Annotated in this window: 22 protein-coding genes and 10 pseudogenes; 6 read left to right on the top strand and 26 right to left on the bottom strand. The window is 33.4% G+C overall.

The features are described from left to right. Positions 1 to 344: 344 nt before the first annotated feature. From ACSG5Z_RS28010 to ACSG5Z_RS28035, 6 genes and pseudogenes are all read right to left on the bottom strand, one after another. The gene (locus ACSG5Z_RS28010) at positions 345 to 578 is read right to left on the bottom strand and encodes a YuzF family protein (RefSeq protein WP_097890055.1); all 234 of its coding nucleotides are present in this window, start codon (positions 576 to 578) and stop codon (positions 345 to 347) included. Between the two features lie 237 nt (positions 579 to 815). Then, entirely contained in the window at positions 816 to 1,049 is a 234-nt protein-coding gene (locus ACSG5Z_RS28015; protein ID WP_098155388.1) for a hypothetical protein, read from the bottom strand. A 296-nt stretch (positions 1,050 to 1,345) separates the two neighbouring features. Then, the gene (locus ACSG5Z_RS28020) at positions 1,346 to 1,492 is read right to left on the bottom strand and encodes a BC1881 family protein (RefSeq protein WP_098155390.1); all 147 of its coding nucleotides are present in this window, start codon (positions 1,490 to 1,492) and stop codon (positions 1,346 to 1,348) included. Positions 1,493 to 2,039: 547 nt separating this feature from the next. Further along, positions 2,040 to 2,501, bottom strand: coding sequence for a CarD family transcriptional regulator (locus ACSG5Z_RS28025; protein WP_435712653.1), 462 nt, complete (start codon positions 2,499 to 2,501; stop codon positions 2,040 to 2,042). Between the two features lie 251 nt (positions 2,502 to 2,752). Beyond that, the gene (locus ACSG5Z_RS28030; RefSeq protein WP_435712676.1) at positions 2,753 to 3,244 is read right to left on the bottom strand and encodes a PepSY domain-containing protein; all 492 of its coding nucleotides are present in this window, start codon (positions 3,242 to 3,244) and stop codon (positions 2,753 to 2,755) included. Beyond that, positions 3,236 to 3,409: pseudogene (locus ACSG5Z_RS28035) on the bottom strand (peptidase M4 family protein); the annotation flags it as partial. The pseudogene ACSG5Z_RS28035 and the gene ACSG5Z_RS28030, both read right to left, overlap by 9 nt. A gap of 268 nt (positions 3,410 to 3,677) precedes the next feature. Here ACSG5Z_RS28035 and ACSG5Z_RS28040 point away from each other — a divergent pair. Beyond that, positions 3,678 to 4,547 carry a hypothetical protein gene (locus tag ACSG5Z_RS28040; protein WP_149212466.1) on the top strand — a complete coding sequence of 290 codons (870 nt, stop codon included), beginning with the start codon at positions 3,678 to 3,680 and terminating at the stop codon, positions 4,545 to 4,547. Positions 4,548 to 4,856: 309 nt separating this feature from the next. Here ACSG5Z_RS28040 and ACSG5Z_RS28045 read toward each other — a convergent pair whose 3' ends face one another. After that, positions 4,857 to 5,090, bottom strand: coding sequence for a hypothetical protein (locus tag ACSG5Z_RS28045; RefSeq protein ID WP_141499126.1), 234 nt, complete (start codon positions 5,088 to 5,090; stop codon positions 4,857 to 4,859). A gap of 386 nt (positions 5,091 to 5,476) precedes the next feature. Then, positions 5,477 to 5,728, bottom strand: a pseudogene (locus tag ACSG5Z_RS28050) (transposase); the annotation flags it as partial. A 533-nt stretch (positions 5,729 to 6,261) separates the two neighbouring features. Here ACSG5Z_RS28050 and ACSG5Z_RS28055 point away from each other — a divergent pair. Continuing rightward, positions 6,262 to 6,471: pseudogene (locus tag ACSG5Z_RS28055) on the top strand (hypothetical protein); the annotation flags it as partial. Between the two features lie 397 nt (positions 6,472 to 6,868). On the opposite strand, the gene ACSG5Z_RS28060 reads toward ACSG5Z_RS28055, so the two are convergent. The 4 genes and pseudogenes from ACSG5Z_RS28060 to ACSG5Z_RS28075 form a co-directional block, all read right to left on the bottom strand. Then, positions 6,869 to 7,549: a TetR/AcrR family transcriptional regulator gene (locus ACSG5Z_RS28060; RefSeq protein ID WP_435712654.1), complete on the bottom strand. Its 681-nt coding sequence runs from the start codon at positions 7,547 to 7,549 to the stop codon at positions 6,869 to 6,871. 55 nt (positions 7,550 to 7,604) lie between these two features. Beyond that, entirely contained in the window at positions 7,605 to 8,768 is a 1,164-nt protein-coding gene (locus ACSG5Z_RS28065; protein ID WP_435712655.1) for an FAD-dependent oxidoreductase, read from the bottom strand. Next, positions 8,705 to 9,133: pseudogene (locus tag ACSG5Z_RS28070) on the bottom strand (MFS transporter). Before ACSG5Z_RS28070 ends, ACSG5Z_RS28065 begins: the two are co-directional and overlap by 64 nt. 464 nt (positions 9,134 to 9,597) lie before the next feature. Next, positions 9,598 to 10,026: a GNAT family N-acetyltransferase gene (locus tag ACSG5Z_RS28075; protein WP_435712656.1), complete on the bottom strand. Its 429-nt coding sequence runs from the start codon at positions 10,024 to 10,026 to the stop codon at positions 9,598 to 9,600. Between the two features lie 328 nt (positions 10,027 to 10,354). Here ACSG5Z_RS28075 and ACSG5Z_RS28080 point away from each other — a divergent pair, with 328 nt between their 5' ends. After that, complete coding sequence (locus ACSG5Z_RS28080; protein ID WP_088610648.1) at positions 10,355 to 10,597, top strand: DUF3937 family protein; 243 nt, start codon at positions 10,355 to 10,357, stop codon at positions 10,595 to 10,597. A gap of 21 nt (positions 10,598 to 10,618) precedes the next feature. Here the strand turns inward: ACSG5Z_RS28080 and ACSG5Z_RS28085 are convergent. The 8 genes and pseudogenes from ACSG5Z_RS28085 to ACSG5Z_RS28120 all read right to left on the bottom strand — a co-directional run bounded on the left by ACSG5Z_RS28085 (position 10,619) and on the right by ACSG5Z_RS28120 (position 17,985). Further along, positions 10,619 to 12,039: pseudogene (locus tag ACSG5Z_RS28085) on the bottom strand (IS4 family transposase). Positions 12,040 to 12,396: 357 nt separating this feature from the next. Next, positions 12,397 to 13,374, bottom strand: coding sequence for a DUF4179 domain-containing protein (locus tag ACSG5Z_RS28090; protein WP_435712657.1), 978 nt, complete (start codon positions 13,372 to 13,374; stop codon positions 12,397 to 12,399). 3 nt (positions 13,375 to 13,377) lie between these two features. Further along, a complete protein-coding gene (locus ACSG5Z_RS28095; RefSeq protein ID WP_330938563.1) occupies positions 13,378 to 13,908 on the bottom strand; it encodes an RNA polymerase sigma factor SigX in 531 nt (176 codons plus the stop codon). A gap of 297 nt (positions 13,909 to 14,205) precedes the next feature. Then, complete coding sequence (locus tag ACSG5Z_RS28100; RefSeq protein WP_330939171.1) at positions 14,206 to 14,751, bottom strand: hypothetical protein; 546 nt, start codon at positions 14,749 to 14,751, stop codon at positions 14,206 to 14,208. Between the two features lie 16 nt (positions 14,752 to 14,767). Further along, a pseudogene (locus tag ACSG5Z_RS28105) lies at positions 14,768 to 15,487 on the bottom strand (pre-toxin TG domain-containing protein); the annotation flags it as partial. 783 nt (positions 15,488 to 16,270) lie between these two features. Further along, positions 16,271 to 16,471, bottom strand: a complete 201-nt coding sequence (locus tag ACSG5Z_RS28110) for a cold-shock protein (RefSeq protein ID WP_000434817.1) — start codon at positions 16,469 to 16,471, stop codon at positions 16,271 to 16,273. 172 nt (positions 16,472 to 16,643) lie between these two features. Next, positions 16,644 to 17,207 (bottom strand): annotated as a pseudogene (locus tag ACSG5Z_RS28115) (MerR family transcriptional regulator). 97 nt (positions 17,208 to 17,304) lie between these two features. Further along, on the bottom strand, positions 17,305 to 17,985 hold the full coding sequence (locus tag ACSG5Z_RS28120) for an S-layer homology domain-containing protein (protein WP_435712658.1): 681 nt from the start codon (positions 17,983 to 17,985) through the stop codon (positions 17,305 to 17,307). Positions 17,986 to 18,453: 468 nt separating this feature from the next. Here ACSG5Z_RS28120 and ACSG5Z_RS28125 point away from each other — a divergent pair, with 468 nt between their 5' ends. Both ACSG5Z_RS28125 and ACSG5Z_RS28130 read left to right on the top strand, forming a co-directional pair. Next, positions 18,454 to 19,869 (top strand): WXG100 family type VII secretion target, encoded by a 1,416-nt coding sequence (locus tag ACSG5Z_RS28125; RefSeq protein ID WP_431144510.1) that lies wholly within the window; start codon positions 18,454 to 18,456, stop codon positions 19,867 to 19,869. Between the two features lie 16 nt (positions 19,870 to 19,885). Next, a complete protein-coding gene (locus tag ACSG5Z_RS28130; RefSeq protein WP_000923399.1) occupies positions 19,886 to 20,197 on the top strand; it encodes a contact-dependent growth inhibition system immunity protein in 312 nt (103 codons plus the stop codon). A 40-nt stretch (positions 20,198 to 20,237) separates the two neighbouring features. Here the strand turns inward: ACSG5Z_RS28130 and ACSG5Z_RS28135 are convergent. Then, a pseudogene (locus ACSG5Z_RS28135) lies at positions 20,238 to 21,035 on the bottom strand (N-acetylmuramoyl-L-alanine amidase); the annotation flags it as partial. 292 nt (positions 21,036 to 21,327) lie between these two features. Between ACSG5Z_RS28135 and ACSG5Z_RS28140 the strand changes: the two are divergent. Further along, entirely contained in the window at positions 21,328 to 21,465 is a 138-nt protein-coding gene (locus ACSG5Z_RS28140) for a DUF3956 domain-containing protein (RefSeq protein ID WP_000376554.1), read from the top strand. A gap of 142 nt (positions 21,466 to 21,607) precedes the next feature. On the opposite strand, the gene ACSG5Z_RS28145 is transcribed toward ACSG5Z_RS28140, so the two are convergent. From ACSG5Z_RS28145 to ACSG5Z_RS28165, 5 genes and pseudogenes are all read right to left on the bottom strand, one after another. Beyond that, positions 21,608 to 21,799 (bottom strand): hypothetical protein, encoded by a 192-nt coding sequence (locus ACSG5Z_RS28145; protein WP_074603283.1) that lies wholly within the window; start codon positions 21,797 to 21,799, stop codon positions 21,608 to 21,610. Between the two features lie 442 nt (positions 21,800 to 22,241). Next, a complete protein-coding gene (locus ACSG5Z_RS28150) occupies positions 22,242 to 22,439 on the bottom strand; it encodes a hypothetical protein (protein ID WP_016119215.1) in 198 nt (65 codons plus the stop codon). Positions 22,440 to 23,342: 903 nt separating this feature from the next. Then, positions 23,343 to 23,707: pseudogene (locus tag ACSG5Z_RS28155) on the bottom strand (ArpU family phage packaging/lysis transcriptional regulator). A gap of 325 nt (positions 23,708 to 24,032) precedes the next feature. Beyond that, a pseudogene (locus ACSG5Z_RS28160) lies at positions 24,033 to 24,472 on the bottom strand (Holliday junction resolvase RecU); the annotation flags it as partial. A gap of 979 nt (positions 24,473 to 25,451) precedes the next feature. Further along, complete coding sequence (locus ACSG5Z_RS28165; protein ID WP_435712677.1) at positions 25,452 to 25,721, bottom strand: hypothetical protein; 270 nt, start codon at positions 25,719 to 25,721, stop codon at positions 25,452 to 25,454. Positions 25,722 to 26,054: the final 333 nt, after the last annotated feature.

Consider the following 26,054-nt stretch of genomic DNA (forward strand, 5'->3'; position numbering starts at 1 on the left):
AAATTTTTAATAATTTAGGAGATCATTTGTTTGTAGACCACTTGCTTCCTACTATGAACCATCGACAGTAAATTTATCTGTTGAAACAATCTGCCCACGTTAGGGAACCCTACTTTTTAAAAATATAGTAGAAAAGATGGATATGATGATTAGTCTAGTTACTACGTACATGAGGATTGAATCTGGATCTACGGAAGAATTAAAAGAACTTCAGAAAGAAATTATCCATGCTCAAGCATATATCCAAAAACGAAAATTTGAAGAAACACAGAGATAAAATCCTGTGTTTTTATTTGGACGTCTATGAAACCAATTTGTTATAAATCAAATTAGATGTAATTTAGTCATTGTTTTGGCATAATCCATACAATTTGTTGAATTCGTACAATATATGGTACCGTATCTTCAATGAGCAAATGATCTGGTTTAACATCTTTTAACTTTCCTCTTACATTATCTCTTACAGTTTCAATAACCACATATTTACCAATTACTGTTTGTAATGTCTGATATACGTAGGGATTAGGTGTACTTACCATATGTTGTTCACTCAAGTCATTTCCTTCCAAATAACTCATTCTATACGACTCCTTTCTAATTTGCATTCTTTCTCCTAATATATGATATAAATCTTATAAATATGCTAGAAGGATAATTCATTATAGGAACGGAAATAACATTTTAATAAGATACGGTTTCTATTTCAAAATTGCTAAAAATTATTTATATAAAGTTACTTTTACTAGTTAATAGGTGATGATAAAGGGATATTTTGAATGTACATCTAGGTTGTTCCTTTCTGGATATGTATGATTTTAAATACGGCCTTTATTAGAATAGTGCTCATACTTTTTTTGAGATTCTTTCGTAATACGTGCATTAAGTAAAATTGCTAATAATAAAAACACTCCATATTTTCCTCCTGTAGCTCCTATGATAATCACACTACTACAAACAATTATAATTAATAGGATAAACGAAACCGAATAAATACGTTCATAATTCTTTGATATCTTTTCGTATTTTATGCGTTCTTTCCTTGCATCCATCTAAATTCCTCCTTTACATTATCCATTTCACTCTCAAATAAATCTCGCCCTTAAAAAGGAAACAATCTATCGTTTTAAATAATTAGTTTGTTTTTTATCAACTAATTTATATAACGTAAAAAGAAATCCTACCAATATTAAGCTTTCCACCATGATAATCCCGACCCTCTCCTTCCTTTTAACCCCAACACATCAGATAAAACTTATGTATATCCCATATTAGCTGTAGCAAACAAAAAGAATCTTCCCTTCTCGTAAAGGCTGATCCTTTTCTTCTTGCATACAACTATTTTTAGCTATTCTTGATTAATTAGAATAACAGCTGGTCCATCTACACGAATTCCACCAACTTCGATTTTTTCATAAGGTTCAACTGTAATAGAGATAATCCCTTCTCGCTTCTTTAATGCATTACTTAATTCTTTTGTTAACATTTTTTTCATGTGTGCACTCCTTCTTACTGCTTAATTTACTATATGTATGTAAATAAAATTTAAAATGGTTTCCTTGTCTGGAAACCATTTTTTTGTAGTTGACCATATGGTGTTACCAGTCCGTTTATCAATTTTACGTAAAGAAGATAAACAATTACTATTCACTGTCTCAGTAGATGTAAGCAACTCTTAAAGATAGCGGTGAGATTGATTGTTTTTTCTTCTAGAAATAATGACTTAGATAGTATATTACCTAAAACAATGAAAGCCCTACCTCTCTTTCATCCTTACGGCTCCTTGTCCGTGCCAGTGTGAATCAGGATTGCAAAAATCAAGTGACTATTTAATCGAGTTATTTGATGAAACTTGGAACGTTCGTAAAAGAAATTTAAAAATAAAAATGGATTAGATTGAAGTGATAACAAAAGAGGTATCTACTCTAAAAGTGAGTTGAAGAAGTTGAATGTCTTTGAAATAATTTACTTTTAATAACCATCATATACCCAGAAAATTCAGGATATTTCTGGGGGATGTCATACATTATTTATAATAAATCTTAACAGAAACTTTTTATTTGTTTTTCAGTGATTCCTTTAATTAATTCTAGCTCACTGACCAAAAATTTATATGCATCATCCAACAATTTTTTTTCGCTTGTATTCAGTGCTTTTTCCTTCTTCATACGGATTAAATCACGTATAACTTCAGCACCTTCTTGTATTTCACCCGTTTTTATTTTATCTGTGTTTACTTTATGCCTTTGTTTCCACGGCAGTAATTCATCTGATTCTCCATGCTGAAAAATTTGTATAATGTGCGTTAATGCAAGTATATCAATAACTGGGCGTATATTCGAACTCAATATTTTACCCGTAGGAATCATGACTTGCATATTACTGATTGACATTTTTATGACATAATACTGTTGTTTTTTCCCTGAGAATTCTTTTTCTTCTATGGCTTCAATTATACCTGCTCCGTGCATTGGATAAACAATGTTATCGCCAATTTGAAACATATAATCCACCTCCATATGTGGTAACCTTCTCAAGTTTAACACATATGTTATTTTTTATCGAATATTTAATAATATCATAAGTTTGCTTTTGGTGTCAATTACTTTTTCTTCGGAAGTTAAATCAAATAAACCAGCCGTAAAATAATAGAGAGCGTTCCAGATTTCAAATAAAAGAAAAGGGAATTCCCATGCGTATATCCTGAAATCTCTACCCATTAACGTAGATCAGTTTTCCCTTGAAACCGGCCAAATCAATCCCGTATTTTTTTCAATCTTATATGATACTCCAAAATCTCAATTCTTGCTTTTTCTACTAGAGGGGCAATTGGTCGTAAGTCTTTTAATCCCCAATACTCAACCACTACATCAAGTACTTGATGTAGTGGTCCATAGTTTACTTCTTTTGCAATCACGGCCATTCTATTTTCAAAATCAGGCATGACGGCACCTGGCATTTTAAAATTCTTAATCACATTTCCATTTGTTGCATCAATAAAATAATGCCAGTAGCCTGGTGCCGGTTTTGAAACAGATGCTTTTACAAGATAGGAAAGATAATATTGTCCATCTTTTTCATAAACGTATAAATCTTTCTTCATACCATCATAGTTATCTACTTTTCCAATCTCTTTCTCAATACCAGCTTTCCCAATATTTACAGCCTCATCTTCTGAAATGCTTGCAGTTGATGGGATATTTTTATTTTCTAAATTCGGGATAACTTGTCCAAAACATGCTTTCACATTATTATTTTGATCAAGTGCTACTGTTTGATCAGAGCCATATACAGGAATACCATTATATTTTTCAATAAGCTTCACATGCGTTGTTTCTGCTTCTGCTCCTGTTTCTTTTTCTTCTTTAACGATTTCAAAATGTTTCTCCATATTTCCTGCTAATTTAAACATGTCTTTCTTACTCTTTAAATACTCGAACACAGTCTCTTTTTTATCTAGTCCTTCTGGCGCTTTCTACTCCTCCCCAATATAAGATAGTGTTTGAAATTCTTGGTTGTATTGAATCTTTTGCTCTGCTGCATATGTACGTGACGTTCCAAATGTCGCAAATGCTCCTAAAGCCATAACTACTTAAAGCGTGTCCAAAATGCATAAGGGTATAAAAAATGTATAAAACTGAAATGATAGTAAGCATTCTAATTATAAAGGAGTGTTCATTATGATAACTAACGAGTTAAACTGGCAGAAAACATTAGAAATAGGAGCTAGTTCTTTGGGTTCTTCAATAGGTACAGCAATAATAAGCGAAATCTTTCCATCAGAAGATAGTGCTCAAGAAGCGGTGAAACAAGCAGTAGAAGAAATTTGTGATAGGGTTAAAAAAATAGTTGACCAAGCCTTTTTAGATCACTATGTAGCTAATTGTGACAGTATTGCGAGACGTCTTCAGGGCTATCCAGAGAGCAGTGATGTAAATATTTTACACGGCATATATGACGATGGTTCAGATTTAGTATCAGATTTAGTACGTTTTGAAACGTTTGAAGGTATAACAGCCCTTGTTTACATTTGTACTTTGCATCTAACTGACATAAAAGCTCTTAGTGAAATTGACTCTGGGTATAAAGCTACTTTAAGTCGTCGTGGGGATGAGTATGCTGCTTTATGTGAACCACGTGGTGACAAATTAGTTCACTTTACAAATGTAAGTGTAGGCGATGCAATGTATGCTAATAGTGGTCTCTACGATATGATTACAGCTCCTACTACTTCTAATTCTTATCCTACACTCAAATACAGGTTTAATTTTGTAGATGAATGGGATGAGAATTTAGACACAAAGGTTCATATATATGATTCTGATGCTATATCACTAACAGATCCACTATGGTACACAGAATCTCCAGGCATCCCACGTTATAGATTAACGGAAGCTGGTAGAAATGCTTCATCTATTCAAAGGGTCTATTTGGGTGCTAAAGATGAGATAATCTCACAGAGAGATACTTTCTTAAATGACAGGTTAGAAATTACAAATAATATGCGTGAAAATATTCGCAAGGCATGTGATGAGTGGCGAAATCTTTAAATTCATAAGTGAAACGAGAAGTGAATTCCAACGTTTCTATGCCCCTTAACACACATTTAGGCATCTCTTGAAATGAATCCCTAAATGTGTGTATCATTTTCCTTTCATCGTTTAAATTGGAGGGATTTTTAGTTATGGTGGGTTATTCTTTGAATCGTTTCCGTACATCATCAATACTTCTTGTTCTTCTGGTGTTAAATCTTCTAATTTCTTAGCAACTCCAATTATTTAAAAATAAAAGTCAGGCTATGACCTGTTTTTACACATATCTCGGCTGTATCCCTATAGTAGTATGTTAGCCTTTATTTGTTAATTTCTCCTCGACGACTTATCGATAATATCATCAAAAACTTCCGTGCATCTTATAATAAAATCAGCATCCTCACGAGTAGTATCACTATTGCAAATACGTTCAATCACTTCTATTCCATATTCTCTATCTTCATCTGTTTTTGCTAAATATCTTTTATAAGCCCTTACAACTAGTATTGCTTCTTTTTGATCCATATCAATTTGACGTAGCTCATCATCAAAATCTTCCAATGAAATCCCTCCTATTTGTAAATAATGAAGTTATTTAATTGTATTATAATATAGAAATTTATTGTTATATAATTTTTTGTGAACTTGTGTAAAAGTGTAAATGTCCACGTTTACACTTTTACACATTAAGGAAGAAATAACGTGGAAGAATATGAAATTGGGTACTGACGAGAAACCAAATCCAAAGATACTAGTACAAGGGAATTTAGGACAATTAAACTATGCAGAGACGGAAAATATTGATTCTCACCAAACAATTAATCAAGGGGAAAATAATGATATTCAAAAAGTAGCTCAAGAATTAATACAATTGCTAGAAGAAACATCTATAGAGAACCCAGATGTTAAAGAGGATGCTTTAGATTTTGTTGAAGAAATAGCACAAAATGTAGTTCATTCTTTTGTGTCATGTCCATTCGAGTCGCCCCATATGCCTGATCACTTCGTTTTCCTGGTTCAATTTTCACATCAGAAAACTCTCCACTCAACAAGTCATACTCTAATTGAATTTTTACACCAGCTGTATGACTACAGCCTCCGGCACCAGGATAAGTGGCTGCGAATCAATCTGGAACTTGAAAGGTTGTAGAATCAAGGATGCGAATTCGCTCAAAGTAAGCAGAGAGAGAATGAGAAATTGTATATTCTATTCATTGCTAATTTACATAACGTCTCATTATCGGTAGCAAGAAAAAAGGAAAATCCTGCTCTCACAAGGAAACTTTCTTTTTTAGTTCTATGAATCTATACATTTTTTTACATTCCTATCCTGACGCGTTTTTAGTGTTCTTGTTTCTTACTGAATCAGTCAAATAACTGTTTAAAATCTTGCATAATATTAACGTGGAGGTTTTTCAAAATACTGGCGATATCCTTTTTATCATAAAACAAAAAGGATTATCCGAAATATATTTATATATTCAGAAATTAGTACATTTAAAATAAAATTAATGTTATACTTAGTTTAACCAAGAAGCATCCAAGATTCTTTGATTAATCACTACATTTATTTAGAAATACATCCATATATAAAAAAGACACCATAGGGTGTCTTTTTTATATACTTTGTTCCTTTAATCAATAGTAGTTCCCTAAGGTAGATAGGCTGCCTATCTACCTAAAAAGAAAACTTTACTTCCAAATAGTATCTGATGCTTTAAAAGAAAACTTCACTTTAGCTGGTTTTGCTACAACCAGGGTAAATGTACCGATCGTAACAGCAAAAAACAATGATGGTAGTCTTCAAATATACCGTTTACCATTAGAACTGGAATATTGGGTGATTTCTTGTATGCATGCTGCTTCAGAAGGAAAAACCCCCTTCCCCTGTAAAGTCGCTTTTGGAATTATAGACACAAATTTTTTTGCGGAATTCAAATGAAAAGGTCTGCTTATTCAGCAGGTCCCGCATCAAAAAGGACATATTTCAATATAATGAAAGCACCCTACTAAATTTGCAGGGTACCTATTCAATTAACAGGTGCTATAGTGTAACAAGGATTTCAAGAATTTCAAAAATGATTAAACTTCATTTCAAATCTATAATTGGAAATATAAGTAATTCCATGACCTGTTTTTACACGTAACTCGGCTGTACTCCTTTTTGTTTGTTTTGTGATTTGAATCATAAGTCCGCCACAATTTGAAGCATAACATTGCCATAAATCTTTTTTTAACTCATAAACTTGCCTCAAAAGTATAGGTTTTTCGTAAAAAAAGAACAAGCAGCCACAATGAATTGGCTGCTTGTTTTCTTGATAAAAATTTGATTGAACTTACTATTTACTAAAATGTTGAATACCGTGTAATAACACTTCAAGTCCCCAATGAAAACGTTCCATTGACTCCATGTCTCCGGAGAACATCTCCTCTCTTAGGCTGAAAAGAACTGGAAATAGAACTGGGTCAACATTTTGGAAAGTTTCTTTTATATCAGATATTTGCATATTCCCATGCTTTTTCCTAGAAGTATGTTCATATGCTACTGAAGAAACGTATAGTAATAAAAGGTCTACTCCCCATGCTGCGGATCTAGAATTAATTCCACCATCCTGCAATGTAACAAGAATGTATTCTGTCAATTTAAGAAAGTTTGTCCCCTTTGGAATAGATGAGAAAGTAAGTTCAGCGATACCAGGTTCTTCGTATAGTAATAAGAAATATGCACTTAGTGCTCCAATTAAATTTTCCTTCCATGAGTCTTGCTTTGGTTCAGGTAATACCAATTGACCAAGGCCATGATCCAATACAAATGAACTTAATTCTTGAAAATTTTTAACATAAACATACAATGAAGATGGACCAGTATCCAATGCTTTTGCAACCTTACGCATGCTCATACCTGCAATACCCTGCTCTTTAAGAAGTTCATAAGCAGTTTTTACGATGAGTTCATGGCTTAAGGGCTCTTTGGCTGGTCGATCCCTACGACTAATTATTTTTCGATTCGAGTTTTCCATAATTACTTTATATCATGGACAAATATATTAGTAAATATATTATCAATTTTCAAGATCAGTATTGCTCATGGAATGAATTCATTAATTCTGAAAGTTTAACAGCTGCATCATCAGAGAAACTTAACTCTAAATTATCATGTGATTCTTGCGCGTTTTCAGATGAATATGCATACATTTTTTCTTCGTATTCTTCAATTGCACTAGCAAAATAGTTATTTCGGATGATTGCAAGAGCCAGATTCAATGCATCAAACATCGCCAAGTTAACCCCCTCACCTGCAAATGGCGACATTACATGAGCTGCATCTCCAATCAAAGTAACACCAAGATTACGTTTCCACTTAAAATTAATTGGTAGCATATAAATTCGTCTTTGTATGATTGAATCTTCCGCATAATGAATGTATTTCTTTAGGTCTTCATCCCAGTCATTAAATAACTCTAATAATTTAGCTTTCGCTTCTAAAGGCTTATCTGTAGAAATACCATTTTTTTCTGGCCAGTCTTTTTCAACTTTTAAACTAGCGTATACTTTAATTCGTCCATCCCCATTTAGTTGCGCAAGAATTCCCTTATTATCACCTAAAGCGAACACTTTACCACGTCTGTTGAATTCGAATAAATCCGGATGATTCTCAGCTACATTTAGTATATTAAGTTCAAAGAAAGTTATGCCTGTATACTCAATATCGGTATTTGTTAGCAAAGGACGGACACGTGAAAATGCCCCATCTGCTCCAACAAGACCATGAACTGTATCCACAAATCCATTTTCAAAGTGAAGTTGTGTCATGCCGTTCTCAAGTGAAATGGCTTTTTCTAACTTATACCCATATTTAATGCAGCTTGTATCAAGAGCGTTTAAAAGAAGATCACAAAGCACACCGCGATCAATCTCAGGTCGATTCCCTTTTTCATCAGGCGCAGTTATTTCGTCAATAAAACTCTTTCCATCTTTATCTAGAAGACGGAAATCTTCACCTTCATAACGAGCTATTTCCTGGAACTTCTCGTAAAGGCCAGCTTCTTTAAGTGCCATTTGTCCCGATTCTGCATGAATATCCAGAGATCCACCTCTTTGATTGTTCATATCAAGTAGTTCTCGTTCATAGATAACAGGTTCCATACCATTTTGTTGTAAAAGTAGAGCAAGTGTTAACCCTCCTGGGCCTCCACCAATAATTGCGATACGTTTTTGTTCTTTAGATAAAGTTGACATGATAAACACTCCTTGAATTTATAATCTATTTTCAGCTTGTAGTTTTTTAAACCCATTGCTATTCCTATTGGAGCTACCATACCTCCGCCTAGGCCTTGGATAATACGAAGAATAATTAACTGTTCTGCAGTTTGGGCAAGTGCACAAAGCATAGATGCTACCACAAAGAGAACAATACTAACGATAAACATTTTCTTTGCTGTAAATCAATCAGAAAACCATCCAGCCAACGGAATGACGGCTGAAAGAGCCAAAGTATAGGCAGTAATTACCCATTGAATTTCACTGAGACTGACATTAAATACACTCATTAATTTTGGAACAGCGACATTCATTATCGTACTATCCAAAATGACTAAGAACATACCAAGTGCAACGGATAGTAATACTGGAAGGATTTTTTTAAATGAAAATTCAGTTTGTTGAAGTTTTTGCTGGGCTGTCAAACCTCAAACCTCCTTGTTAATTTTATTTTTTAATGTTTGTTCTCTCTCGCACATTAACTTTAACATAACGAACACTGTTCGTAAAGTACAGTGTTCGTTAAAATGAAAATTAAATAAATCTAACCGTTTCTAGAGGAAACGGTTAGATTGACGAGCGAAAGTTTATTCACTCGTATCTCTTTAAAACAATAGCTGCATTATGACCTCCGAAACCAAATGAGTTAGATAGACCTATATTTACATACAAAAACGCCATCCTTTCCTATGATTCTACGAAAAGAATAGCGTATTTGTTAAGTGACTATAAAGTTGTTTAATTCTTATTGGACTAACGCGCAGTTTAGTGCAAAAATCAAAGGTAAGGGAGGATTTCCACCTTTACCTTATTTTAACTTTAGCTCTAGTATAGGGTATGGACGTCCAGAAGAATCTGTTTCCGTTTCACTTACTATAAAAAAGCCATTATTAATATAGAATTTAGTTGCACTCTTATTGTCTTTATTTACATCAACTGTTGTAATATCAAATTCTTTAATTAAAGAATTAATAATAGCTTTACCGTATCCTTTACCTATTTTATTAGGTTTTAAGAATAACATTTCTAGGTGTTGTTTATTTATAGCAGAAAAGCCAATTAAATCCTCTTTCTCATACCATAACTGGACATTAAGATGTGGGAAATATGAGGGTATTTCTTTTTTAAACTCTTCTCTATCGGTATCTCTTAAAAAATGATGAGTAGCTAAAACCGACTCTTCCCATATATTCAAAATTGTATCATAATCTTTCTGATTTGCTTTTCTATATATCATTAATATCTCTCCTTTAGTTTTAAATTATCAACTCCTTCCCAATAAGTATTTTATGATTTTCATGTTATATAACCACGAACTTAAAATGTTCATTAATAAAACCTCCAAATAAACATTTAGATAATTTGATTATAATATCAAATCTTTATTATTACTTTACAGTATTTTTTCATTTTAGGGGGTATTTTGTTTTTTTAACTTGATAGCGATATGGTAGCACCAACAAAACGCGAATTTTGTACGCTAAGGATTATCAGTTTATTGACAGAAAAATGGATAAATTATATAATAATCTTAATATTACGTTTTTAAATTTGCGAGGTGCTATATGCTTAAAGATAAAAAAATGATTCGATTTGGTTTATGGTTATTTGTCTTTTTATCTGTAATTCAGTTTACCATTGGTTATATAAAAGGATATTATAGATCTTTTACAGGTAACGAATTATTAATTTCAGAAACTTGGAAAACATTATTATTAGATGTTCCTGAAGGAATACTTGTTATTCTAGGAGCAATTGCTTTATATCAATTTACAAAAAAAGAACCAAAAAAAACGGCATCTATATAGATGTCGTTTTTTTGATAGATTTTAAATATAGAAATTATCTAGTATATTGTCTTTCTCTTCTTTATTAATCCCAATATATTTAAGTGTAATTTGTGGTGTACTATGATTGAGTATTTCTTGTAAAATAGCGACATCTTTTGTTTGCTTATAGGACTCACCATACATGCCCATCAACTTAAGAATGGAAACAAAATGATCTTGAATCATTCCAATTGCTTTATATTCGCTTAATTTCTTTTCTTTCTTTTGTAAAATAAATTGTCGCATCTTAAACATAGTAGAAGAACATAGAAAAATGGCAATGAGTTTGCCATAAACATGACTTTCTAATCTCTCTTGTTTTATATTTTGCCAATGATGAATTTGAAATAGAGATTTCCAAGTTTTAAATATGATATCCATTTGCCAGCGGAGGGAGTAAAAATCATGTATCTGTTCCATTGGAACAATCCCCCAAGGTGTATTGGTAACATATATGTTAATGCCAGCTAATCGTTTGCTTTTCTCTGAATACGTAATACCCTTTTTACTTTCCGTATACACTTGTTTTTTCCTACATTCACAAAGTTGTTGTTCTGTTAATCGATACATAATCACCCGAGTGAATAGTTTTGTATTTTTCCAATATAAGCATCTTTTATTACATAGACCTGCCCGGATTTTAAGGTATTCATAATTTGTTCTAAATCAACTTTGATGTACTGAGACTGTTTTTTTATTGCCCCATTTCGAAAGTATTTAGGAAATTGATTTTTGATATACACCATATTTTTTAATTTGAGTCGTGATATATAATACACACCACGTTGATCCATTTGATCTAAATCATCCAGTGAATAATAGCCTAAATTCCGAATACAGAGGTCTCAGGGACATAATGTCGCTAAACACTCTGTTCCAAAGGTTTTATCATTATTTTTCCCTGGTTCAACTTGAAAATTTTAAAATTGTCCACTATGTAAATCATATTCTAACTGAATTTTTATACCCGCTGTTTGAGCACAACCACCTGATTCAGGATATACACTAGCTAAATGCTTTGGCACTTGAAAAATTGTTGCATCTAAAATACGAATTCGTTGAAAATAAGCAATTGAAGAACTAGGAATTACTGATGTTTCACAAATTTTATTTTTTAATAACGAAGAGAAAATATGTTTTAAAAAGCAAACAGCTTTTTTATTGAAACGCTTATTGAGTCCTTCTGGACTCATAGTGGTTCCTGTAACAGCATGAAGTTGACTACACAGTCTCACTAAAGAATCACTCGCTACTCGTTGGCTAATCCAGACGCATATAGTAGCTAAATCATGCCCTGAAAATTTACGTTTTCGCTGTACAAAACCTAGTTCTCTAGCGAGATTTTCCAAGAACGAAGGGGTAAGATATTCATATAATTCTTCAACAAATAATTGTAGTTCACTTTGAATCGAAAGGTTCATAAAAAACGTCATCCTTTCTGTATATTTTTACAAAAAGAATAACGTTTTTTACATTTGAGGATAGTCATATTTCTTAAGTTGATGGGTGTGGGGTCACCATATCAAAAAAAATTGTATGTTTAGACATATTTCAGATATAAAATAACCGATTCCTAATACGTTAAGGAACCGGTTATTTATTTCCCTACTTTTTTAGGGATTTTTTTCTTGTAATGATCTTAAATGATTGATTTAAAGTTATAAACTTAATTCATAAATAAAAGATAGAGTAAAAACTATATAAAAAATAAATGTAACGAAAACAAGAAAACATATAAACTGAGCATTAGATACATATTGTTCTATTCTTTTTTCATTTTAATTAGTTTTATTTATCAAATGTGAAGTATCAATTTGAAATTGACCTTTCCAAGATCCAATTACTTTTCCAATTCTATTTATATTTACATCTAAAGTAAGGGGCTGTTTAAACTCGTCTCTTCCTTCATTAACAATAACAAATGTAGAAACACCTTCGGGTCTATCATTATCACGAATACCTATATCATTTAATTTTTTACCTGCTGCTATAAGTTCAAAAGGAAGATAATCATCTGAATCATCGATAAATGATAGTCTCCCGTAATTTATAACCTCAGGGTTTTCCTCTTGTTGCCCATTAATTTTACCATCACTTGCGAGCTCTAATCCTGATGTATCAAATTCAAAGGGTACTAAACTTCCGTCAGCTTTTTCCATTCTATAATGAACTGATATACGTAAATCTGAGATATATAATTCTTTGAGATGTACAGTAATACCTTGATCTGTAATTTTTTCATCAATAGGAATATATTTACCATTCTTCATCATATCTTGTGTGACACCATTTTCATCTTGTATTCCTTCATTTACAACTTTATCATTTGTAATTGCATCAGAAAAATATGAGGCAACATTTGTAGCCGCCACTTGTACTTGTGGAATCAATACTGTTGTGAAAAGTGCTCCTGCAGCTACTGCTGTATAAATGAAACGTTTTGATTTTTTACTCATGTTTGTAAATAGTCCCTTCTTCTGTTGTTTTTTATGATTTGTATTAGAAACATTGTCTAGCTTGGAACGACTTTCAAATGTTTTCCATGCTTGTTCTACATCAATTTTGATTTCTTGTGGTGAATTTGCAGATTCTTCATCTAGCATTATGTTTTCCCAGTTGTTTAATTTACTGATTTCTACTAATAAATCTTGGCATGCTTCACATGTATCTAGGTGCTTTGTGAATTCCTTTCTTGTATCATGAGAAAGTTCTCCATCAATATATGTTTGAATAAATCCGATATCATAACATTTCATTCGTTATGCCTCCTCTATTTGTTTATAAATCTTGCGGAATTTCATTTTGGCTCGGACTAATAATGTTCCAATAGAAGATATTTCAGTTTGAAGTATTTCTGCAATTTCTTTATATTGAAAACCAGAGAATTTCATTAGTAAAAGGGTTCGTTCTCGATCATTCATTTTATTTAGTATTGTTTGGACCTTTGTAATTTCTTCTTTTCTTATCCAATCATCGTCTAATGATGAAACATTTTGTGCTTCATGGTATTGTATTTCTTTATCAATCTTCGCTTGCTGCCTTTTTTCAGATCGCAAATGGTTATAAGCTACATAAGTAGAAGATTTAATCAACCATCCAGGTACGTTTTCAATTACTTTCCAATCGCTACGATATAATTGTAAAAATACTTCTTGTGCTAACTCTTCAGCGATAGATTGATTTTTAACAATCCATATGATCTGTTTTAAAGCGTAAGCATAGTACTGCTTAAATAAATCTTCAAAATTCATATCAGAAGCAGGACTTTCTTCATTTTCTATTGTTAACATGTTAGTTTAAACCTCACTTTCAATTTGATGCCTATATTATAGAGAAACCAGAAAAACGGATTTTGTGACAGTTTTTCTGATTATTTTTTTATTATGTACTAAAAAAGCATTCATCTTATTAAAAGATAAATGCCAAAAGGGATATGAAAACATAAAACTATAATTATAACTTTTGCAATAGTTTTCTATTAATGTAAAAGGGGTACGGAAACGATTCTGGGTATGAGGGGTCATTCTGGAAAAAAATTCAATAATAAAAGTCGTAGGAACTATTACCTACGACTATTTAAAATTTCATTAATCTGGACAAATATCTAAAACATCATGAAAAAGAGCATATTCTACAGTCACCTGAGGGCCAAAGAAAGTTACACCCTCTGGGAATTTGAGATCCATAACAACCTCATTTACTTCTGCATAGGATAGTTCTGTATAATTTTTCAATGTTAAAGATTGAATGACTTGTTGTTCGAATTCCAATTGTTGAATCGTATAGGCCTGTGTGTTATCTCCATCTAAAGTGGACAGGAGTGACGTATCATCAGGACAGTCAACTGAAAATTCATGTTGAAAGTAAAACACGGGCGCCAACTTTGAAATTAATAAAGTACTGCTGTAGTCAACTTTTAAATTATCTTTTTTATATGGTTTAAAATCAAATATATATTTTTCTGCTGGCCAAATCACATTATTTTTAACAGATGTAGTAAGAATATTACTGTTGTTTGTGAATGATTGTAATTCTATTGGTAATTCAATTTTGCTTTCACATTTTAACAAATATGCATCTTTATCTTCATTTACATAAAATTGTTGTATTGCTCTTTTTACTAATTCATTCATGACTAAATCCCTTCTTTTAACTCATTATTAAATCATGCCCTTCAGATTTATCTGCAGGTTTCGTTTGATTCAAATTGAAATCTACCTCTCCTTGGTGTTTCCCTTTACTATTAACTACTTCAAATCTTCCGTGTTGTGTATCTATAGCGTAATAAGTATCTGTTTTTTTATCATAATATACTTCTCTCTTGTTCATTTTAGTTCGTTTATTATCTTTTTTCCAACCTTTTTGATTTGCAACCTCCCGAGAAACTGTTTTTATTTCAGCAACTCTTTCGTTTACATTCATTTTTGCGATTTTTTTATCAAAGGCTGCTACATCAAAGGAGCCTTTTGGTACATTTTTCGTTACATTACCGAGATTCTTAGCCTTTTTCTCAAGATCACCAATCTTTCCAAAAACTTTACCAACAACTCGTGTTGTACCACCAGATACGACAGCCAGTGTTCCCCATGCATAATCTTCTGGACCATATTTTTGACCTGTTACTAAGTCTTCCCCTTTTATGAGTTGTCCAATTTCTTTTCCTGTACCAATTATAGGCGTAATACCCAATATGAAAGATAAATCTCCATCATTCTTACGATCATATACTCTAGATGGATCAGCACCTAAATCACGTAGTGCATTACTCAAGTCAATATTTCCAATGTTTTTGGATGCTGCAGGTACATCAATTTTATAACTCGCAATTTTATTAGCAGAGTCCATAATGTTATTGGCAGCATCTAATCCAAACATAATATCTGTATGTATTGTTGGAAATGCTTGTTGGGCTTCTGCAACATGCGTTGAGACACTATTAATTAGTCCATCAGCCATTACTGCTTGTTTATGAAGTGATGCCCCAGTCTTCTGTACAGAATCACCAAATTTAAGGAAACTTTGATTTACAACACGTAAATCAGAAGCCATTTGTTTATATTCAGGTAATCTGCTTTTAAACCCTTCATGCATAGCTGTAACTTTCTGTCCATAGTCGCGAACACCGACTGCAAATTTTTCTATTTCACCTTTTGGTAATGTGCCAACCCATTTTTCCGCTGGTTCGATAAACACCTTATTAATTGAGAGCGAGTAAGCTGTTGTCATATCCACAAACATTATCATGGCATCTGTTCCTGCTTCTGCAGTATCTACAAACCACTCCAACATTTGCTTTTTATAGGCTGTCATACTATTTTTATAATTCGTTAAATCATTCACAACGTTAGCTTTATCCTGCTGTACTAAATATTTACCTTCTTGAATTTGTTGAATAATATTATCTGAACCCTGATTCGCTTTATCGATAATCATAACACTATCTTTTAGTAGCATTAATTTATGGATTTTCCCAAAATCCTCATTCATCATCTCTAAAGTTGCGATAGTAGAATTGTATTTTTCTCTTACAGCTGAATCAGCTTCTTTTTTATTAAAAGTTAAGCAACCAAAATTCCCTTAAAAAAGTTGTATTCGGAATATTGTAACAAAATCAAAAAAAGACCCTACAAGAGGGTCTTTCATCAGCTAATATTAAGCTTTTTGAACATTAGTAGCTTGTAGGCCACGTTGTCCTTGTTCTACTTCAAACGTTACACTTTGTCCTTCGTCTAAAGATTTGTAACCGTCGATTTGGATAGCTGAGAAATGTACGAATACGTCTTCTCCACCTTCACGCTCGATGAATCCAAAACCTTTGTCTGCATTAAACCATTTTACTTTACCTTGTTCCATAATTGTTGCCTCCTAGTGTGGATATCCACACATATTGTTACTACCCTTGCTCAAATACCTTAGACGAAAAACAAAATTTATTCTTAATCTCAAACCGAACAAAAATAGGTCTTTCTTAAATTAACATACTTTCTAAAAAATAGCAAATTTCAAAAATAAATCCTTATAGTAATTAACCACTAATAGTGGTTGCTGGAGAAAAAGTCACTATGATAGTCATCACAGTTTCCTGCATCTCACGAAGTGTTTTCATAAGCGTCTCATCGCGCGCCTCCAATCGTTTTTCCACTTGCTCATTATGCGATTCTACGCTCGCTTTAATTTCCTCGTTACTCTGCTTTGCCTGGTCACTTAATCGTTTCTCCATTGCCAACATACCCTGTTTCATTTCTTGCGCCATAACGCCGTACTGCTGCTGGAGTTGTTCTTGAATATGGAATGGGATTAGGTCTGTTTCCTTTGGCTCTTCTTTAATCAAATCTGGATTAACCTTTTCTATTTGCTGCGCAATCATCTTCGCTGCCTTCTCTAGCGTCATACCGTCATGCTTGCTCAGATCAATTAATTTCTCAATCACCATAATGTCACTGTCTGTGTATTAACGTCTACCACGATTATCCTTCTTTACTGCGAATCCTTCACGTGATAATACTTCCATGTACTTTCTAAGGGTGCTATCGGATATTCCTAGTCGTTTGTATACTTCACTAGCAGAATAAACAATTCGGTCCGTCATAACGTCACAACACCTCCTAGTGACAGTATTCCATGATGTTTTATAAATTCCTGCAAATAAAAAAACCGACTCATAAGAGTCAGTCTTTTAATTATTTTTACTTAGCATTATCTCGTAGATCTTTGATGGACATTGGAATAGTTCTATATAGAAATACTGCTAATTGTTCACGCGTAATTGTACCGTCTGGATTAAAGTTATTATTACCTACACCACCAGTAATACCATTACTATATAAAATTTCTACGGCTTCATTAGCCCAGTGTCCTTGCATATCATTAAATTGATGATCAAACTTCTTGTTTAACCAAAAAGCGTTTACGAAAGTTTGAGCAAGTTCTGCTCGGGTTACGATTCTTTTTGGATTAAAATGATCATTAAATTCGTAAGAGAAAATTCCACTTTTATATCCTGCTGCAATTTCCTTTTTAAACATTGAATCATTTATATCATTGAAAGGAAGCGGCTGTGACATATCATAATCGGGAATTTCCACCGTTCTATATAAGAATGCCGCTAATTCTTCACGCGTTATTTTTTCTACAGATCCAAAATAACCATTGTGGTATCCCAACATTATATTGTGGTCAACCATGTAGTTAATTTCATTATATGCCCAATGCCAATCGGGCACATCTATAAATTTACTAGTTTGAGCGCTCGCTGCTTGTATTCCCTGATTTGTGATAGTACCCGATGTTTCAGCCATAGAGTTATTCGCAAAAAAAGTTGTACCGAATACTGCTGCACATACACCTGAAATTAATAATTTTTTCATTACTATTCTCTCCCCTTTATTTTAAACGTCAATAATACAATTCCAACAATCATTATATAACCATTTTAGGATTAGTAAAATAAGGAATTTTTTTGATTTTTATTCCAATAATAAACCCATTAATAGAATTAAATAGCTTTAGCGATTTCAACAAGCAACCTCATAAATAATGGAATCATTTGGACTACAATATAACCAATCCCCGCACGACTGATTAGCGAGAATTCCCGTTCCTGGCTGCCTACCATAATGAACAAGCCGCATAAAGCTACAACGGATGCATTTTATAATAATATGACGTTGAAATTTATCGATATTATTGGTGTAAAACAAAAAAATCATCTAATAGGGCGGATTCTCTTTATTTCGCATAATTATTATTATACTAATCTAAAGTTTTTATATTTACATTTTTTTCCTTTTATATCATAATTTTAATTGGGGAAAGGGAGGGGAAAAATGGTTTAAATCAAAGTAACACCTGAAGTACTAGAAGACGTCGCTAATCGTGCAAATAATACCAGAATCGCATTAGAATCTATACATAATAATCTATGTAATGAAATAGATCGTTTATGTTTTCAATGGATTGGTGCCTCTAATCAACAATTCGTTCAAATTTTCAACGATGCGAGACCAAAAGCTTTTACATCTATCAATTCGATTATAAAAGTGGAAGAGGATTTGAAACGAATTGCCGAAAAATTCCGTACCGCAGATGCTTCATATGACGAAAATCTTGAAGAAGGAGCAATGTGTGGTCCGTTAAATAGTGAGAAAAATGATGGATCTTTACGTGATAAAGTTTGGCATGGCCTCAAAGAAACTTATGAGGATTTTAGTAAAGTAAAAAATTCCGATGAGTCTTTATATGATAAATTTAAACATGGTATCGATACAGCTTATAAAGATGTGAATAAAATAAAAGACACTATAGATGATGAAATCGAATCTGCTTTTGAAAAAGCTGGATTAGGTGTCCCCTATCACTTAAAAAAGGGAATGGGCGACGCTATAGTTGATGAATTATTAGGACTTGCAGATGCAGTTATCCATCCAATTGACACATTTAATAACAAGATTGAAGCCGTTTCTCACCCAGTCGAGACGTTCAATGCGATAAAACAAACAATTTCTGATTCTTGGAATCGTGATGTTACTAACGGTGACTCGTATAGTGGTGCAGAATGGTATGGAAGCGCGGCTGGTCATACTATATTGGCTGTTGGACAACTATTCGTAGGAACAAAAGGCGTGGATAAAATTGCAATGTTGAACCCTGGCACAAAATTAGCTGAGATTTCACGAACTGCTAATCAAAGCTTGCAAGACGCTGCATCCTTATTCAATCGTAACCACAATGAGTTTGCTTTAGCTGGTGGAAATAATATACGCTCTGTATTTGATACACCTGATTTTAGACAAGCTGAAGAAAAGCTATCGACCCATCAGTTTGCTAAAGGAGAAAATACCACTACTGTGAAACCCGGTGATAGCAGTTCACTTACTCCAGGAGGCGGACTAGCTGCACATGAAGCTAGAGGTGGGCATTTACTTGAACGACATGTAGGAAAAACGGATGAAGAACTATTACAAAGAATACAAAGTGATCCTAGAATAGCAGGTGCATCTACTTTTACTGATAGGGCATCAGCTGAAAAAATAGCGGCTACCGTCTTGAATAACCCTCGTAATCAAGCACGCATTCAAAGTTGGTTAAATAGTCCAAGGGACAATAATTTAATTTTACGTTATCATGGTACTGAAATAATTGGACGAGGTGTAATAAGAGGTTCTATAACAGTTGAAGATATGTCAAATGCAAAAATTGTACTTAAGAAGGATAGAAATGGAAGTTTTATTTTAACTGGATATCCATCTTGATAATAGGAGGAAGATTATGTTATTAGAAGACAATTTCGATAATCTCGAAGATGATGAGGTATTTCAATTTCTAGCAGGTACTTTTCACCAAGATACTTTCTATGAAGAAGCGCTCCAAGAATTACTAGAAGAGGTATCAAAAGAGTATTTGCAAGATGCTGTTATTTTTCTAACTGAATTTATTCAAAGCGATTATAGTAATACAGAAAAAAATGAATACATACGGTATTCTGCAGATGGAATATATTTTGATGGGTTAGAAGTAACACCATTAGAATGGCTGGAACAAACAGTTAAAACGATAAAACAAGCATTAAAAAATAATTAGTAAAAATTGACCGCCCGTAATAGGCGGTCTTTTGTTCATATTACTTCACATACACATAGGCTTCATTTGCTGTTACATAGTATGTTTTCCCTTTGTTATTGTGTACTTTAAATTGTAGGGATCCATTGACGTTTATTTTTGTATCAATTGTGAAACCTAATCCTGCATCTACAGAACCCGCAACATCTTTATCCTGCCAAGATGGAACATCGTAGAATCGTAGATTGTTAACCTTTGAAACAACACGCTTCCCTACAATAGAAGAATCCACTGTGCTTTTCTTACTAAACTTCACATAAGATGGATCATTTTTAATCCATTGCTCACCGCCAAAATTTAACCAACCATCCTTTTCAGCCCATACAACATAAGCTTCTGGTTTGTTTAACTGACGAACCTTAGAATAGCTTGTACCAGGTCCTTTACGTAAGTTAACATTATAACCTTCAATATACGCGATTCCGTCTGTTACAACTGTTGGAACTTCTGCTGGTTTAGATGGCTTTTCAGGTACAGAAATATCCACATTAGAATTATTGTATGCTCGTTGTACGTCTGCTCTAAATTGAGCTTCTGAAACGCCATGAGACTTTAAGTAATTAAGTGGATCTTCATGACCTGTACCACCCAGATATTTCGTCACATCGTAGTGAGTCCATAATCCTTTTTCTACTGACAATCCACGATCACGAAGGATTTTAGCCAATAACTTAACATATTTATCATAGCTGCGTTTAAATTTCTCATAATCGCTTGTTTCGCATAATTCTACATGAACAAATCGTTTATTAGCAGCAGGGCCACCGCCGTAAGCAATATACTTTGTATCCGCAATCTGATAGGAAGAAACTTGTTTAACTCCCCCTCATGGTAATCCCAAATTTAGTCTTGAAATTCTCTAAAACTCATTGTATTATATTTTTGTATTTTCTCAGTTCCCAAGCCGAGGAAACATCATCACTTCTGAAAAGAACCCGAACTCTATCGGGTTCTTTTTGTAAAATTAAAACCATCCATTGTTTTGTTTAAATAGGTTAATCTATCAATTATATTAAATCAATTAATCAGACTATTACATATTAACGTTTAATACGTATACTATAGTAGATTGCTAGAAAGGAGGCGTAACCATGGATAGTTGCGTTGTGTTTGTAAATGGACAACCTTTTTTAGTTCTCTCAGTAGCTGGTATTGAAATTGCTAGATTGGAGATTTCTCTTCAAGTAGCATTAGCTCTTAGAGTACTTGGAATACCAATCTGCGATTAATTACCAAATCTAAAAAAGAGGGCATTAGCTCTCTTTTTTATTTCTCCTTTATCTTTCCTTAACAACAAACAAGACGCCACCCAGATTGCGGTAGCGCTTACGATAATTCCTATCCACTTAATCAAAATCATATTTCCTCACATTATTTATTTCTTTGCTTCCATACCCCATTCTCTTTACGATAAGTATTCTTGCCATTCATGAAGTCAGCTGTATTACCAGGAATGCTATATTTCTTATTCTTTTTCTTAGCCTTCTTCTTCAGCCTTTTCTCTTCTTGAATAGCTTGCAGATCCGCCTTCCATTGTTTCAACAAATCCTTTTCACGCCGCATCGAATTAGTACCCCTTGGATTAAAATGTGAACCAACTAATTAGATTCTACCTATTTATATAGATATCCTTTAACCCAAATGTCCATTTTGTTCAATAAAAAAAGAACACTATAAAGTGCCCTAAGCTTCTGAGTATTAAATATATGACAATGCCCAGCCCGTTCTAATGGCGCAACATAAAAGAGCTTTATAGCGGAATATATATAGCTCTCGGAAAAGGAATAAGTTGGTTGGCATTGACTCGATATTGTATGTTTGGGAATTCCTTATGTGCAATAAAAAAAAGATCCCTAAAAGGTGCTCGTCCGATACGATTATAAAGAATGAATACGTCGTGTTCAGTTATTAGTATATGCTTGTCTCATTCAAAGTTTTACTGGTTTAATGTGTAATTTCTATCTAACAAAGAAAAAAGCACCCGTTATGGATGCTTTTTTTGTATTTAATCCTTCTTCTCCTTTACCACCAAAGAGAATACATTGTCCAAATTAACCATACGATCTCCAAATCTGAAGAATCTAGCTTCTCTTGCTTGTATAGAATTTTCTATAGCAGCAACTGTTACTGTCTTTTTATGCTCAATTTCAAATTCGTGTTGTTTACCATCGACTGCTTCTATACTTATTATAAATTTTTTCATTTACTTATCCCCCGCCTCTCCCAATTTATCTATTCGACAGAAAAGAAGAATATCCTACAAAACAAAAAGCCATCACCGAAAGGTGACAGCTCCTAAAGGGGAAGAGAGAAAACAAATGGCAAAGTTTCTCTTAGATCAAGGCTGAGTACTCGCAACCTTCTCCAAGCCACCGCATCATGTAATTTTTTAGCTCTTATTAGCTACGCACTTTACGTTCGGTGACTGGGAGAAGACTAAGAATAGTCCTCCCTATGAGAATTTGTCGTCCTGGTCAATACATCGTTTGTCGCTGACCTTAGCTGACCGTTGCCAAATTATAAAGGATTTATATCAAGACGTATGTGTTTCTTCCGACGCCTTGTTTGAACCAATACACTAAGGGGACGGAAGGGGAATATTTCCGCTGTATTGGCTCAAACAAAGAGTGGAACTCTTTGCCCTCGTTTTGGTCATTAATAAGAGTCGTGAATAATTACTAATGCACGAGATCACGTATACTGTTTTAGACTTTTAGAATGCAAGTGTCACTCAATCATGAGCAACCACCCCCATTCCATTTTCAAGACCGACATACTAGAGAGTAATAGACTTATATTTATTATCAACCCAGGGGACGCGTTCCGAGCTGATTGATAAATACAAATTAGAAACAGCATGACGAATGCGAGTTATCTCACACCCGCCACACTGGAATATGTCATTATTAATCATTTAAGGGAATCTTACCACCCTTATAGCGAGATTCTTACCGCCCATGCCCGCCCTGCCGCGGTATACGTTAAGGTGTACTAATCCTCTTCGATATGCGGTTGTCAAAGGGCTTGTACATATAATTTACCGTTATTTTCATTTGCAAAAACTCCCCAAAAAATATGCTATTTCTCTGCTTTTTCTCTGCCATTTTCAAATGATTCCTAATGTAGTAGCGATCAGTTTAATTGCACTCTTCTTCTCATAAAAGTATGAATTTTCATCATCAATTCGTTTTGTACGAATGAATCTTTAACTGGTTTGTTGTCTAAGAACTTCATAGTGATGATGTTTCTTTCATCCGCATCTAAGATATGTTCTAAAGTCTTCTCTATTTGTTTCACCTTTAATTCGCTTACTCTTCTTGAATTTCGTATCTCTGTAAACAGACTGATCCCTTCTTGTTCCACTTCATTATTGAATCGCATCTTTAATGCACGGTATTCCTTTAAGATGCTGACTACTTCCTTTTGCACTTTCTTGTCATCGATTGCTGGTAATAAAGTTAATTGTTCCATGAAGGAATCCCCCTATTTCGAATTTTGGTTTTTACATTCACATCAGGTACGTGAAATTTTACTATCTCTTTGTTGAATAAGAGAAACATGCATAGCGAGTATCCCCACCATCCCCCCTGCATAGTTCCGTTATCCATTAAGCATTTAATAATTTACGTTTCTTCTTTGCCATCTTCTCTTTTGCTACTTCAATGTTATTTGCTACCTTCTTATGGTCCTGATCAAATTGAATCATGCCGTCAAACATAACTGGAGTTACCGCTTCGTCTACATATTGTAAGTAATCCACTGGCGCCCGTTCCGTCTGTTCTACTAAGTACCTATAAATATCAAAGTCCACCCTCGATATAGACTTCTTACCTTTTGGTTGATGCGACATCCTTACGTAAGATTGAATGACTGATAGTGGTACTGCGAATACTGACTTGTCCTTGCTAAATTCAATAAGGAAGAAGCAAATTGCTCCCATCTTCTTTGCTTTCTCCAGTAATCTAATTGATGCTGTGCAATGTTCTTTAAATCAAATCGTGTAGGATTCTCTGTGGACTTCGCTTCAAATGCTATAGCTCGCCCTTTATACACACCATCATAATCTACTGTACTTTTAGCTTCATAGTAACCACTTAGTACACGACCACCTTTACTTTTTAACACCTTCACAGGAGTCGGGCGCTTGTTTATAAGTGCCACTCCCCCTCTTTGATACATTTCATTCGCTAGATTGATAAGCTTTTCAAAAGCCATACCACGGTTTCCTTGTCCCATTGTTATTCCTCGCTTTCTACTTTAATTGAATATGCAATATTTCATATTTTCTTATTATAATATTCCTTTATTAATCATTATTTTCTATCACACCATTGATATTCATTGATAAATCAATATTTGTAATTTAATTCCTGATGTTTAATCTCGCTAAAATACATTGAATTTATATATCAAAATAATTGTATTGGAATTTCTTGTTCTACACATCTATACGTATTTTATGTATTATATAGCAGAAGAGTAAGGTAAGAGTTACTCTTTGCCATTTTAGGAAAGGTCCTGTTGGAGACAACAGGTCCTTTTTACATATAGAGATAGTTTTGTTTAATTTTTCACCATTAACCGTAAAAATATCTTATAATCGTTATATACTAAATTAATTAATGGATTAGGAGTAGATTAAATGCCAGTTACACTAGAACTTATTCTTTTCATTCTTCTAGCAATTTGTGCTGTTGGCTATTTAGTAAAAGAATTTCAAAAAACTAGAAAAAGAACACTTGGAATTTCCCTAGAATTCTTGGTTCTTTTCTGGTCAATATGGAGAATATCGACTATCATAATCTGATTTATAAAACATGAAATCCTTCGAATAAAAATCAATATTATGTCCATAATGTTGATAGGCTGTATGCCAAAATCCATTTAGTTTTCTCTGTATCTCCTTGTATTGAGCAGTTAGCTTTTGCTAGCTGCTCTTTGTTTGTAAAAAAGCACTCAATTGACAAGAAACACATATAATATTCTGTGTTCCTTTTTATATGAAATAAGTTAGTCTTTACAAACGGATGATCTCGTCACGAGAGCACTTTATTAAGTGCTCTTTTCGTATTTCAAATACATACAAAATGAAATTTTTACCATAAAGATAATTATTAAATATTTTACGCTCATACATTATAATGGAATAGTTATTGTATATTGGCAGTAAGAGGAGCGACCTGATTAAGGGCTTCTCTTTTTTTATAAAATAGGATTATTGCAATCTCCCTCTGTATCTCTTCTTGATCTGCGTTTCAGTGAATCCCTTGTACACAGCGAACACTTCAGGGAACTGGCTTAAACACATGTCAATAATTGTGTCATCTGTAGTTCTAATAAAGAAGTACTTAACTTCACCCATGTAATCGTTGTGTAGGTAATAACTCCTAATCTCGTAATGGCAGCCATTAGCTTCCAAGACTCCATACAGCTTGATCTTTGTTTCATCTATATCAAATATTGATAACTGCCCTTCGTTTTCTATTACATTCTGAAACTGTAATTTTTGTTCTTCATCTAATTCAAATTTCACTTTTGCTTCTACAACCATCATTCATCCCCCTCAGCTATGAAAATAGCGTTTTTGTTTAAGATAATAGCTCTAGATTAATTGGACATATTTACCGATTTATTCACCACTAAATCCATGTTAAAATCTCTTGTGAGTACGACATAGCTCAATTTTATGAAGCCCAGTAACATTTTCTGCGGGGCTTCTTTTTTTCAACAAGCCCTTAGTTAACTGTGCTGACTACCTTGATTTACAAAATCACTTTTTTAATACATTTATGAAACATTCACGTGCTATCTTCATTAC

The sequence above is a fragment of the Bacillus pretiosus genome (assembly GCF_051294775.1).
GTDB classification, from domain to species: domain Bacteria; phylum Bacillota; class Bacilli; order Bacillales; family Bacillaceae_G; genus Bacillus_A; species Bacillus_A wiedmannii.